The organism is Gordonia desulfuricans NBRC 100010 (assembly GCF_001485495.1).
Classification (GTDB): Bacteria; Actinomycetota; Actinomycetes; order Mycobacteriales; family Mycobacteriaceae; genus Gordonia; species Gordonia desulfuricans.
The window spans coordinates 20001-32781 of the sequence record NZ_BCNF01000070.1 but is presented as its reverse complement, the minus strand read 5'-3'; the positions used below and the strand labels follow the sequence as shown (position 1 = coordinate 32781).

At 69.1% G+C, this 12781-nt stretch carries 9 protein-coding genes; 6 read left to right on the top strand and 3 right to left on the bottom strand.

Annotated features, from left to right (window positions below; translation table 11 throughout):
* Entirely contained in the window at window positions 1-1233 is a 1233-nt protein-coding gene (locus GD1_RS12440) for a glycoside hydrolase family 3 N-terminal domain-containing protein (protein ID WP_238403551.1), read from the top strand.
* A gap of 102 nt (window positions 1234-1335) precedes the next feature.
* Window positions 1336-1941 (top strand): TetR/AcrR family transcriptional regulator, encoded by a 606-nt coding sequence (locus GD1_RS12435; RefSeq protein WP_059037250.1) that lies wholly within the window; start codon window positions 1336-1338, stop codon window positions 1939-1941.
* Window positions 1942-2207: 266 nt separating this feature from the next.
* Here the strand turns inward: GD1_RS12435 and GD1_RS12430 are convergent, their stop codons facing one another.
* Window positions 2208-3095: a MaoC family dehydratase gene (locus tag GD1_RS12430; protein ID WP_059037249.1), complete on the bottom strand. Its 888-nt coding sequence runs from the start codon at window positions 3093-3095 to the stop codon at window positions 2208-2210.
* Window positions 3095-4459, bottom strand: a complete 1365-nt coding sequence (locus tag GD1_RS12425; RefSeq protein ID WP_059037248.1) for a 3-oxoacyl-ACP reductase — start codon at window positions 4457-4459, stop codon at window positions 3095-3097. The genes GD1_RS12430 and GD1_RS12425 overlap by 1 nt, the downstream gene beginning before the upstream one ends.
* A gap of 137 nt (window positions 4460-4596) precedes the next feature.
* On the opposite strand from GD1_RS12425, the gene GD1_RS12420 reads away from it, so the two are divergent.
* Both GD1_RS12420 and GD1_RS12415 read left to right on the top strand, forming a co-directional pair.
* Window positions 4597-5892: an acetyl-CoA C-acetyltransferase gene (locus tag GD1_RS12420; RefSeq protein ID WP_020791080.1), complete on the top strand. Its 1296-nt coding sequence runs from the start codon at window positions 4597-4599 to the stop codon at window positions 5890-5892.
* 415 nt (window positions 5893-6307) lie between these two features.
* Window positions 6308-8005: a VanW family protein gene (locus tag GD1_RS12415; RefSeq protein ID WP_059037247.1), complete on the top strand. Its 1698-nt coding sequence runs from the start codon at window positions 6308-6310 to the stop codon at window positions 8003-8005.
* A gap of 98 nt (window positions 8006-8103) precedes the next feature.
* Here the strand turns inward: GD1_RS12415 and GD1_RS12410 are convergent, their stop codons facing one another.
* Entirely contained in the window at window positions 8104-9468 is a 1365-nt protein-coding gene (locus tag GD1_RS12410) for an MFS transporter (RefSeq protein WP_059037246.1), read from the bottom strand.
* A gap of 224 nt (window positions 9469-9692) precedes the next feature.
* On the opposite strand from GD1_RS12410, the gene GD1_RS12405 reads away from it, so the two are divergent.
* Complete coding sequence (locus GD1_RS12405; protein WP_053776349.1) at window positions 9693-10469, top strand: SDR family NAD(P)-dependent oxidoreductase; 777 nt, start codon at window positions 9693-9695, stop codon at window positions 10467-10469.
* Between the two features lie 199 nt (window positions 10470-10668).
* A complete protein-coding gene (locus GD1_RS12400; protein ID WP_059037245.1) occupies window positions 10669-12771 on the top strand; it encodes a TerD family protein in 2103 nt (700 codons plus the stop codon).
* Window positions 12772-12781 lie beyond the last annotated feature (10 nt).

Below are 12781 nucleotides of genomic sequence, written 5' to 3'. Positions count from 1 at the left end.
ATGGGCTCAACTCGACGACGTCGAACCCGCACCGTCCGCGACCTGCTGTGCCTGGTCACCGCACTCGGCACGGTGACGGCGATCTTCACCGCGTGTGACTCCGACCCGTCGCCGGCCGCCGGGGGGACCTCGTCGGCGACGACCACCGCGTCGTCGCGGTCGGCGCCGTCGAGCGCCGCGTCGAGCAGTCCGGCCTCGGCCTCGGTGGTGCCGGTGGGCTGCGGCGCCGACGAACTGGAGTCGATGACGCTGCGGCAGAAGCTCGGCCAGTCGATCGTGGTCGGCGTGACCGGGACCGCCGATGCGCTCTCGCTGGTCTCGGCCGAGCCGGTCGGCGGCATCTTCATCGGCAGCTGGACCGACAAGTCGATCCTGACCGACCCCGCCGCCCTGAAGAAGGTCCAGGCGAAGTCGACGGTGCCGCTGATGGTCACCGTCGACCAGGAGGGCGGCCGGGTGTCGCGGCTGTCCTCGCTCGGTATCGACAGCCCGTCGGCGCGGGAGCTGGCCCGTACGCAGACCCCCGAGCAGGTGCGGGCCCTGGCCACCCGGCTGGGCGAACAGATGAAGGCCAAGGGCATCACCGTCGACTTCGCCCCCGACGTCGACGTCAGCGACGAGGCCGACGACGAGGTGATCGGCGACCGCTCGTTCTCCGACGACCCGGAGACCGTCACCCGCTACGGGCAGGCCTTCGCCGAGGGGCTGCAGGCGGCCGGAATCATGCCGGTGTACAAGCACTTCCCGGGCCACGGTCACGGGTCGGGCGACTCTCATCTGGGCGTGGTGCGCACGCCGCCGCTGAGTCAGCTGATCGGTTCCGACCTGGTTCCGTACAAGACGCTGCTGCGCGATCCGGGCAACGCCGGGGTGATGGTCGGTCACCTCATCGTGCCGGGGCTGACCGTCGGCGACACCCCGGCGAGCCTGAGCGCCAAGGCGATCGGGATGCTGCGCTCCGGTCAGCCCTACGGCGGCCCGGCGTTCGACGGCGTCGTGTTCTCCGACGACCTGTCCGGGATGGGGGCCATCACCCAGCGGTATCCGCTGCCCGAGGCGGTGCAGCGGTTCCTGGTCGCCGGCGGCGACATCGCGCTGTGGATCAGCACCGATGCGGTGCCCGCGGTGCTCGACCGGCTCGAGGCCGCCGTCCGCTCCGGGAAGCTGAGCGAGCAGAAGGTCAACGCCTCGGTGGTGCGCATCCTGCGTGCCAAGGGGCAGCTGACCTGCTGATAGAGTCGGACGATCGGCCTCCGGACGAAGCATGAACTTACTGCCTGGTAAGTTTGCGGGTAGGGTAGCTCGATACCCTGCCAAGAATGTCTGGAGGCGACGATGGTCGGCGGAACCAAGCGACTGCCACGCGCGGTGCGCGAGCAGCAGATGCTCGACGCCGCGGTCACGGTGTTCGCGGAGAACGGTTTCCGGGACGCATCCATGGATTCCATCGCCGCGCAGGCGCAGATCTCCAAGCCGATGCTGTACCTGTACTACGGCTCCAAGGAGGAGCTGTTCAGCGCATGCATCGCCCGTGAGTCCGGCCGGTTCATCGATGCGATGGCGACGGGATTCGACCCCGGCCTGCGCCAGAGCGAGCAGGCGCGCACCGTGGTCCGCGAGTTCCTCCGCTATGTCCACGAGCACCGCGAGTCCTGGCGGGTGCTCTACCGCGTCGCCGTCGGCACCACGAACTTCGCCGGCATCGTCACCGAGAGCCGTGAGCGTGTCGTCGAGGCCGTCGCCGGGTTGATCCGCCGCGGTACCACCGTCGAGAGCGCCCGCGACATCGACTTCGAGCTGACCGCCGTCGCGCTGGTCGGGGCCGGTGAGGCCGTCGCCGACCGGATCAGCGAGGGCGACGTCGACCTGGACACCGCCACCGACCTGCTGGTCGGTATCACCTGGCGCGGCCTGAAGGGTGTCGGCGTCCACACGCCCTGACCCTGCGCCCCGACGGCATCGGCCCGGGCAACTGCGCGCGCATCTCCGCGCTGCGCGGTCATCTCCCATCTGCGCGGTCATCTCCCATCTGCGTGGTGGATTCACCGCGCAGATGAGTACTGCGTGGGGATCTCCGGTCCCTCTCGCCCCGGTACCGGTTCTTCCGCCGCACCGGACGCACTCCTCGCCGCGCAAACGCAGATCCGCCCCACCACGGTGATCTGTGGTGGGGCGGATATGTGGTGCGGTGACGCGCGGAGCCGGACTCAGCCCTCGCGGGTGGTCGCGGTCAGGTGCGGATAACCCTTGCGCCGGTTGAGGATCGAGATGTCGAAGCCGCCGGGTCCGCCGGTGCGGTGGGTGTACACGTTCACCTTGGCGGGCAACAGGATCGGCTTGCCCCATCGGGTGGTGTAGACGACGTTGCCGGGCAGCTGGGCCTCGACGTTGGCCACAGCCGCTGCGGCACTCCACATTCCGTGTGCGATGGCCTTCGGGAAGCCGAATGCCTTGGCCGGCAGGTCGCCCATGTGGATCGGATTGCGGTCACCCGATGCCGCCGCGTACTCACGGATGCGGTGCAGGTCCACGGCCAGAACCGAATCCGGCGGCGGCGGGGCCTGCTCGCGCGGTTGCGGGCCGCGCGGGGCATCCGAGAGGCTGGTGCGCTGCTGGGTGAGGAAGGTGGCCACCTGCCGGGTCACCAGCTCGGAGCCGACGGTGAACTCGCTGATCATGTCGACCAACATGCCCTTGCGGTGCTCACGCAGGTTCTCCGCGTGTGTCTCGATGGTCAGCGGCTCGTCCACACCGATCGGCCGCAGCCGATGGACGGTGTTCTCCAGATGCACCGAACCGACTGCACCGAAAGGGAAGTCGTCGTCGGTCATGATCTTCATCGCGAGCGGGAACTGCAGGACGAACGGATAGGTGATCGGTAGCGTCGCGCCGAACCGCTGACCGGTCGCCCGGGTATAGGCCAACAGGGCGTCGGCGTCCACCCGGACGTTCTCGAGGCGGTAGCGGGTGTCGGGCAGCGGTGCGTCCGGGCGTACCGGACCCGACTTGCCGATCACCGGCAGCATGGCGGCCACGGCCTTGCCGTAGACCTCGACGGTCGACGGCGGGCCGTCGAGGACGATGGTCTTGCTCATCACGCCCCCAGGAAGCCCTGGCCGCACACGCGCACCACGTTGCCGGTGATCGCATTGCTGGCCGGGTTGGCGAAGTAGGCGACGGTCTCGGCGACGTCGACGGTCTGGCCGCCCTGCTGCAGCGAGCTCATCAGGCGGCCCGCCTCCCGGGTGGCCAGCGGGATGGCCGCGGTCATCTTGGTCTCGATGAAGCCGGGTGCGACGGCGTTGATGGTGATGCCCTTCTCGGCGAGGATCGGGGCGTAGGCGTCCACCAGACCGATGACGCCGGCCTTGGAGGCGCCGTAGTTGGTCTGGCCGCGGTTGCCCGCGATACCGGCGATCGACGACACGTCCACGACGGCACCGCCGGCGCGCAGGGCGTCCTTGGCGACGAGTGCGCCGACCAGCTGCTGCGGGGCGATCAGGTTGACCGAGATCACCGAGTTCCAGCGGGCGTCGTCCATGTTCGCGAGCAGCTTGTCGCGGGTGATGCCGGCGTTGTTGACGATGATGTCGATGCCGCCGTGACGCTCCAGGGCGTGCTCGGCGAGCTTGTCCCCGGCGTCGGGGGCGGACACGTCCAGCGGGAAGGCGGTGCCGCCGACCTTGTTGGCGGTCTCGGCGAGCGCCTCACCGGCGGCCGGGATGTCGGCGCAGATGACGTGCGCGCCGTCGCGGGAGAGGACCTCGGCGATGGTCGCGCCGATGCCGCGGGCGGCACCGGTGACCACGGCGACCTTGCCCTCGAGCGGACGATCCCAGCTCGCGGGGGCGGTCGCGTCGGCCGCGCCCACCCGGATCACCTGGGCGTCGACGAATGCCGACTTCGCCGACAGCACGAAGCGCAGCGTCGACTCCAGGCCGGTCAGACCGGTCTTGGCGTCGGGGGAGACGTACACCAGCTGCACGGTGGAACCCTTGAGCAGCTCCTTGCCGAGCGAGCGGGTGAAGCCCTCGAGGGCGCGCTGGGCGACGTGCTCGTCGGGGTCGGTGATCAGCTCCGGGGTGGTGCCGATGACGACGAACCGCGCACAGGCGGCGGTGGAGCGCATGACGGGCTGGAAGAACTCGAACAGCTGCTCCAGCTCGGCCGGCTTCGTGATGCCGGTGGCGTCGAAGACCAGGCCGCCGTACTTGTCGGCGCTGCGGCCGGTGGTGGCGTTCTGGATCAGGGTGTAGTCGTCGTCGGCGAGGATCTCGCGCAACGGCTCGACCAGCCGGCCCTGTCCGCCGAGCAGCACGGGGCCGGGCAGCGGCGGCTCGGACGGCTTGTAGCGGCGCAGCCTCGGCGGCACGGGCAGGCCGGCCTGCTTGGCGATGAACGCACCGGGTCCGGAGTGGACGAAGCTCGAGTACAGGCCGGGGTTGGCGTTGGCAGCCACGTGGATCTCCTCTGTCTGATTCGCACGTCTCGTGCTGGATTGTCGGCGTCCACCCGGGTGGCCGCCGTTCGACAACGAACTTACTCTGGAGTAAGAATACGCTATAGACACCAATCGACACCCCTGGGAGTTCTCTCGTGGCCAACACACCCAAGACCCGTACCGAGCGTCCGGTCGCGATCCTCGGCGGCAACCGCATCCCGTTCGCGCGGCAGGACAAGGCATACGCCAAGGTCAGCAACCAAGACATGTTCACCGCGGCCCTCGACGGGCTGGTCGGGCGCTTCGGCCTGCAGGGTGAGCAGCTCGGCATGGTGGCCGGTGGCGCGGTGCTCAAGCATGCACGTGATTTCAATCTCATCCGCGAATGTGTCCTCGGCTCGGCACTCTCGCCGTACACCCCGGCCTTCGACATCCAGCAGGCCTGCGGCACCGGCCTGCAGGCGATCACCGCGGTCGCCGACGGCATCGCACGCGGGCGTTACGACGTCGCCGTCGGCGGTGGCGTGGACACCACCTCCGACGCCCCGATCGGTGTCTCGGAGGGAATGCGTCGTCAGCTCCTCGAGGTCAACCGCGCCCGCTCCACCAAGGACCAGCTGCTCGGCGTGCTGAAGGTGCTGCCGCAGCTCGGTATCGAGATCCCGCGCAACGGTGAGCCCCGTACCGGGATGTCGATGGGTGACCACGCCGCGATCACCGCCAAGGAGTTCGGCATCAAGCGGGCCGATCAGGACGCGCTCGCCGCCGCCAGCCACCAGAAGATGGCCGCCGCCTACGATTCCGGTTTCTTCGACGACCTGATCACCCCGTTCCTCGGGCTGACCCGCGACCAGAACCTGCGCGGCGACTCCACCGCCGAGAAGCTGGCCAAGCTCAAGCCGGTCTTCGGGGTCTCCCTCGGCGACGCCACCATGACCGCGGGCAACTCCACCCCGCTCACCGACGGCGCGTCGACGGTGCTGCTGTCGACCGACGAGTGGGCGCAGGAGAAGGGGCTGCCGGTGCTCGCCTACTTCGTCGACTCCGAGACCGCCGCCGTCGACTACGTCAACGGCCCCGACGGTCTGCTGATGGCCCCGACCTACGCGGTGCCGCGCCTGCTGGCCCGCAACGGGCTCACCCTGCAGGATTTCGACTTCTACGAGATCCACGAGGCATTCGCATCGGTCGTGCTCGCGACGCTGCAGGCCTGGGAGTCCGAGGAGTACTGCAAGGAGCGCCTCGGCCTGGACAAGGCGCTCGGCTCGATCGATCGCGCCAAGCTCAACGTCAACGGCTCGTCGCTGGCGGCCGGCCACCCGTTTGCCGCGACCGGCGGCCGGATCGTCGCGCAGGCCGCCAAGCAGATCAAGGAGAACGGCGGCGGTCGCGCGCTGATCTCGATCTGTGCCGCCGGTGGCCAGGGCGTCACCGCGATCATCGAGGGCTGAGTTCCGGTAGGCCTCACCAGTGGCTCGAGCGGCCCCACCGTCCGGTGTTTCCGGCGGTGGGGCCGTTTCGTCTGCCGGCGCCGGTGCTGGGTGTGACGTAGATCGCAATATACACACGGCAGCACCTGTATGGTCGCTCTGACCTGCGCAAACGTGATGCCCGGCAGTCGTCGTCGAAGGATCGTCAATCGTTGGATATCGATTTGCAAACAGTTGGGCGTGGGGGGCTGTAACGCCCGGCAGGAGCGGGTAGATATACGGGTTAGCTTCGGTTGAGCTGTCAGACCCCCGACCCGACAGCTCAGCCGGGGCGCAAACCATATCGAGGGCTTGGCCTGCGGATAGTCCGCACGCCAGGCCCTCGATCGCAATCCGGCATCAGGAGGCCGGGTCGCATTTGCCACATTTGTTCGGTATGAGTGACACAGTGAGATCCGCGCCGCGACGCCGCATCACGGCAGTGCTCCGCGTTGGGATCTGTGTGACCTCCGTCATAACCCTGCTGCTCGCCGCCGACCTGCTCGTCACCGACGGACACACCGCGCGCGGCGCGGTGACCGCCGGTCGCGACACCGGAAACCTGTCGGCCGCGCAGCTGTCGCCGCAGATCGCGGCGATGACCGACCGGACCGAGGCGCCGGTCTCGGTGCGCACCACGTCCGGTTCGGCACAGATCGGCCCGGATGAACTGGGTCTGACCTTCGACGCCGAGGCCACCGCCGACCGGCTCCGGGACCAGCCCCGCAATCCGTTCAGCCGGTTACTCGCGCTGTTCGGGCGTTCCCACGTCGTCGACCCGGTGGTCGGCGTGGACGCCACGGCCCTGTCGTCGGCGATCGACGCCCGGCGCGGCGATCTCGAACGCGCCGCGGTCGAGGGCGGCGTGCACTACGACGGGACCGAGCCGGTCGCCGACAATCCTCGCGGCGGGCTACGGGTCGACCGCGACGCCGCGGCGTCGGTGCTGGCCCGTGAGTGGCTGACCGGCAGCACCGTCGATCTCCCGATGGAACCGTTCTCGCCGACGGTGAGCGCCGCGGTGGTCGCCGCGACCGTCGACGGCGCAGCCGAACGCGCGGTCTCCGCCGACGTCGTCGTCACCGGCCGTGACCGCGTCTCGGTGCGGCTGACCCCCGAACAGATCGGCATGGTTCTCACCTTCGTCCCCGACGGTCGCGGCGGCCTGGTCCCGCACATCGACCGCACCCGGGGCAAGAAGGTGCTCGCCGGGCTGGTGCGCTCGGAGTCCAAGCCGGTGAACGCACGGTTCTCGCTCGCCTCCGGGTCGCCGAAGGTCGTGCCGTCGCGCGATGGTGCGGCGATCGACTGGGAGAAGACCTTCGCCGCGATCGAGCACGTACTCGTCACGGCCACCGCCCCACGGTCCGCCGAGGCCGTGTACCGCCCGTTGCTCCCCACACTGACCACCGCGAAGGCCCGGGGGCTCGGTGTGCGTGAACTGGTCTCGGAGTTCACCACCGGCGGCTTCTCGTCGGCGTCGGGGGAGAACATCCGCCTGACCGCAGCGGCGGTCGACGGCGCGCTGATCCTGCCCGGACGCACCTTCAGCCTGAACGGGCACACCGGCCCGCGCGGCTCGGCACAGGGATATGTGACCTCCACGGTGATCGACCACGGCCGCGCCACCAACGCTGTCGGCGGCGGCATCTCGCAGTTCGCGACCACGCTGTACAACGCCGCCTACTTCGCCGGGCTCACCGACGTCGACCACACCGAGCACTCCTACTACATCTCCCGCTACCCGGAGGCGCGCGAGGCGACGGTGTACGACGGCGCGATCGACCTGGTGATCGGCAACGACACCCGGCACGGCGTCCTGATCGAGACCAGCTGGAGCCCGTCGGCGGTGACCGTGCGGATGTGGAGCACCAAGACCGTCGAGGTGGAGTCGATCACCGGTGCGCGCTATGCGCACACCTCCCCGGAGCTCAAGAAGGTCCCGCGCGGCAGTGACTGCATCGCCAGTGGTGGCGGGCGCGGATTCACCACGTCGAACACCCGGGTGATCACCGATGCGAAGACCGGTGCCGAGATCAGCCGGCACACCCGAACGGTCCGCTACGAGCCGGAACCGAGGATTCGCTGCGTCTGAGTCGTGCGGGTGCGACTCCGCTGCACGACGCCCGCGGCGGCGGGTGCACCGGATGTGCGCCCGCCGCCGGACCGGCACCGATGACCGGCCGGGATCGGTCATCCGGTGGCGAGTGCCGATCCGGCGTCACGGCGGTGGTCGCCGGCGACCGGTGCGGGCGTGCTGCCCCGGCGCGGCACGAGCAGCGTCGCGGCGGCGCCGAGCAGGGCGATCCCGGCGAACAGGTAGAACGCCGAGTCCGCCGACACCCCGGCACCGATCAGCATGCCGCCGATCATCGGGCCGACGATGCCGCCGAGCCGACCGAATCCGGCGCACCACGCCACACCCGCCGCGCGCGCCCGGGTCGGGTAGTAGTTCGACACGTAGCCGTAGATCAGCACCTGGGTACCGATGGTGCCGGTACCGGCCACCGCGACCGCGATCAGCAGGATGGGCAGCGGCAGCCCCAGCGTCAGGCCGATCAGGGCGAAGGTGGCCAGGCAGAACGACGTGGCCACGATGCGCTGCGGTCCGCGGGAGTCGGCGAGCCGGGCGGCGATCAGTCCGCCGACGATCGCCCCGCCGTTGAGCACCAGCAGGAATCCCAGCGATCCCTTGGTGTCGAAGCCGGACGACTTCATGATCTGCGGCAGCCAGGTGTTGAGACCATAGGTCAGCAGCAGTCCGGCGAAGCTCGTCATGCCGAGCAGCGCGGTCGGGGCGAGCAGCGGACGGCGGGCCAGGGCGGAGAACCCGATCCGTTCGGTGCGCTCGGTCGGCGTCGGGGAGGGCGGTGCCAGGTCCACCGGGATGCCGGTGCGCACGCTGATCCGACGTGCGTCCTCGGTGCGGTCGCGGGCGACCAGCCACTGCGGCGACTCCGGCATCCGGAGCACCGCGAGGGGGAGCAGGGTGACGATCGGCAGGGCACCGACCAGGAACAGTCCGCGCCAGCCGATGTGGTCGGCGAGCAGCATCGCCAGGACGGCCGCGAGTACGCCGCCGGCCGGGACGCCGCTGTAGACGATCGCGTTGAACAGGTTGCGTTTGGCCGGAGGGGCGAACTCGGCGACCATCGCGCCGACGGTGGCGACCAGGCCGCCGATGCCGATGCCGGTGAGGCAGCGCAGCAACCCGAAGGTCACCAGGTCGTGGGCGAGGGCGGTGGCGGCCATGCCGATGGAGAACCAGACGATGTTGGCCAGCATCATGGTCCGACGGCCGAGCCGGTCGCCGAGTGCCCCGGCGATGAATGCCCCGATCATGACGCCGACCAGGGCATAGGAACCGAGTGCGCCTGCGGTGGCCGGACTCAGCTCCCCGATCTGGGTGGGATCGTCGAGCAGCGTCGGCAGGACGGTGCCGTAGACGACGAGGTCGTATCCGTCGAAGACGATCGCGATCGTGGCCAGGGTGACGATCCAGATCACGCTGCGGCGGTGTTCGGGGCTCGACCAGCTGGCGGTGGGTGGGGCTGACATGGGCTGCCTCTCGATAGACGTGCTGTGGAACACGATGATTCGCGAGAGGTGGCGTGCATCACATCGGAGCTTTGCCCGGTTCTGGCCAAGGGTGCGATTGATCAGCGGGATCGCGTGATTGAGACCCGGGGGCGAGGGGTTCGCCCGCCCGTGCCGGTGCTACTGAGCGACCGCTAGTTCGGGTGGGTGTGTTGTGCAGGACACACCCGTCGTAGTCTGTCGACGTGGATATCAACGGAGCAAGTGCAATCGTGACGGGTGGGGCGTCCGGTATCGGCGCCGCGGTGGTCCGCCAGCTGGCGGCCAAGGGCGCGAAGGTCGTCATCGCCGACCTCAACGCCGACAAGGGTGCGGAGCTGGCCAAGGAGGTGGGCGGCGAGTTCGTGCCGGTCGACGTCACCGACACCTCGTCGATCGAGGCCGCGGTCAACGCCGCAGGTGAACTCGGCCCGCTGCGCGTGCTGGTCAACTCGGCCGGTATCGGTTCGGCACAGCGCACCATCGGCCGCGACGGTGAGTTCGCCTCGGCGCACAACCTGGACGTGTACAAGAAGGTCATCGCGATCAACCTGGTCGGCACCTTCGACGCGATCCGCCTGGCCGCCACCGCGATGAGCCGCAACGAGGCCGCCGCGTCGGGCGAGAAGGGCGCCATCGTCAACATGGCCAGCGTCGCCGCATTCGACGGCCAGATCGGCCAGGCCGCCTACTCGTCGTCCAAGGGCGGCGTCGTCGGTATGACCCTGCCGGTCGCACGTGACCTGGCCGCCGCCGGGATTCGCGTCAACACCGTGGCCCCCGGCCTGATCGACACCCCGATCTACGGTGAGGGTGAGGCGTCCGAGGCGTTCAAGGCGAAGCTGGGTGAGTCGGTGCTGTTCCCGCACCGACTCGGCGAACCCGACGAACTCGCCTCGATGGTCGTCGAGCTGGTCACCAACTCGTACATGAACGCCGAGGTCGTGCGCGTCGACGGCGGCATCCGGATGCCACCGAAGTAGTCGGCGGCCCAACACTTCTCGACGAGCACAGCGGCCCTCCCGGAATCTCCGGGAGGGCCGCTGTGCGTTGTGGTCGATCCTCTTCTGGCGCAGGGGGTCTGACGTTCGATCGACCGGTCCGTCATCTGACCGGTTGAACCTGACGGGTATCCCGGCCGCACTGCCTGCACGGTGGTGGTGTGACACATAGTTTGGGCGGATGGAGCCCCATGTGCTGGCCAAAGGCGGGAACGTCGCCGTCGGCGATGTCGCAGGCGAATCCGATCCCCGACTCGTCGTCGTCATCGAGACCGAGTCGACGGCCGGTGTCGACACCGACATCGATGCCGGAATCCTGGTCCTCGGTGACGACGGACGGGTCCGCTCCAATGACGACCTGATCTTCTACAACCAGCCGAGCGGCGTGGGTGGGGCGGTGCAGTTGGTGTCGGGGCAGGTGGCGCCGGATGCTGCCGAGTCGACCGCGGATTCGCCCGGTCACCGTGATGCCGTCGAGGTCGATCTGGCACGTATTCCGGATTCGGTGTCGCGCATCGTGATCACGGCCAGCACCGATCCCCGGAGCGAGGCGAGTTTCGGCGACACCTCCCTGGTCAGGATGTCGGTGGGGTGCGCCGAGCGACCCGAAGAGCCCTTGGTCGTCCATGTCATCGACGGCCTGGTCACCGAGCGGGCAGTGATCTTCGGCGAGATCTACCGGCGTGGTGATGCCTGGAAGATCCGGGCGGTGGGCCAGGGCTATGACGGCGGACTCGAGGCGCTGGTGTCCGATCACGGCATCGAGGTCGACGACGACACCGCCGGTGACGGCTCATCTGAGGACGACCCGGCCGATATCGGGGATCTCGCCCCGGATGATGTGCATCTCGCTTCCGCGGGCGACCCGGCGCCGCCGGCCGAGGAGGCCGGTGACCCGCCTCCCCCGGCGCCCGAGGCAGAGGTGTCCGGTGCGGGGGCATCCGCGACCGGCGACACCCCCGCCCCGGAGACCAAGGTGTCGATCGCCCGGAAACGGCGTCCCGCACCGCTGCCCAAGGACTGGGCGCAACGGACGGCCGCGTATCTGCCCCGCCTCGGCGAATCGGAATGGAGACGGGCCAGATTGTTCCCGTCGGTGGGCGTCAGGTCGAATGCGGAGCAGGAGATGCGGACCACCTCGATCCTGCTGGCGACGATGGAGACGGTCCCGGAGTTCGGCCGGGCGATCGTGAGCCAGATCGGTGCGCCACGCGGACGGATCGAGACCTTCACCGAGGTCCGATTCACCGTGTCCGGAGAGGAGGTCCGGCCCGACGGGCTGATCAGGGTCAGCCGTGGCTCACGCATCTGGCAGGCCCTGGTCGAGGTGAAGACCGGCCGTGCCGAGCTGAGCGATGAGCAGATCGCCACCTATCTCAAGCTCGCCCGGGCCAAGTCGATCGACGCCGTGCTCACCGTCAGTCGGGACCTGATGGCATCACCGGATCAGCATCCTTGCAAGGTCGATGCACGGTCGCTGAAAAGCGTGTCCCTCAAGCACCTTTCGTGGGAGGAGATCGTCGCGGAGGCGACCATCGTGCACGAGCACGTCGGCATCGACGACCCCGTGCGCGCACGGGTTCTCGAAGAGATGCTCCTCTACGGTGCCGACAACCAGTCCGGGATGTGGCCGTTCGACGACATGGGGAAGCAGTGGGTCACGATCCGCGAAGCGGTCAAGAACCGGACCGTCGGGGCCTCGGACGCATCGACGTCGGAGGTATGCGATCGATTCGACCGGTTGGCCCGCCACGTGTCGCTGAACCTGAGTGCTCTGACCGGTCAGAAGGTGACGGCGCAGGCGCCGGCCAGCCGGGTGGACGCGGTCAGTCGCGCCCGGCAGCTGGCCGATTCCGGAGAGCTGTTCGCGCTCCTACGGGTCTCGGGTGCCGCGGGGCCGGTGGCCATCAACGCCGATCTGGGTCGCGGCCGCATCGGCTGCTCGATGAAGACGGCGGCACCCCGAAGCGGGAGGACCCAGACCAAGATCAACTGGCTGGTACGGCAACTCGCAACCGCCCCGGACGACGTGCGGATCACCGCGCACCATGCCGGCAGCCGCGTCGAGTCGACGTCGGCTCTGCTCAAGGACGTTCGTGAGGACTCCGGTGTGCTGGTTCCACCGGACGGTCGGGACATCCGGGAGTTCACCGTGACGATGGAGTCGTCGATGGGGTCCAAGCGGTCCGGCAGCGAGGGCGGATTCGTCACGGCGATGGTCGCACTGGCCACCGCCTTCTATGCCGAGGTGGTCGAGCGGGTGCGGTCGGGACGCGACGTGTGATGTCGCGGCC

What these genes read in the sequence shown, in the direction of transcription:
- GD1_RS12440 (WP_238403551.1), top strand. Translation starts at nt 1, where the DNA reads ATGGGCTCAACTCGACGACGTCGAACCCGCACCGTCCGCGACCTGCTG.
- GD1_RS12435 (WP_059037250.1), top strand. Translation starts at nt 1,336, where the DNA reads ATGGTCGGCGGAACCAAGCGACTGCCACGCGCGGTGCGCGAGCAGCAG.
- GD1_RS12430 (WP_059037249.1), bottom strand. Translation starts at nt 3,095, where the DNA reads ATGAGCAAGACCATCGTCCTCGACGGCCCGCCGTCGACCGTCGAGGTC.
- GD1_RS12415 (WP_059037247.1), top strand. Translation starts at nt 6,308, where the DNA reads ATGAGTGACACAGTGAGATCCGCGCCGCGACGCCGCATCACGGCAGTG.
- GD1_RS12410 (WP_059037246.1), bottom strand. Translation starts at nt 9,468, where the DNA reads ATGTCAGCCCCACCCACCGCCAGCTGGTCGAGCCCCGAACACCGCCGC.
- GD1_RS12400 (WP_059037245.1), top strand. Translation starts at nt 10,669, where the DNA reads ATGGAGCCCCATGTGCTGGCCAAAGGCGGGAACGTCGCCGTCGGCGAT.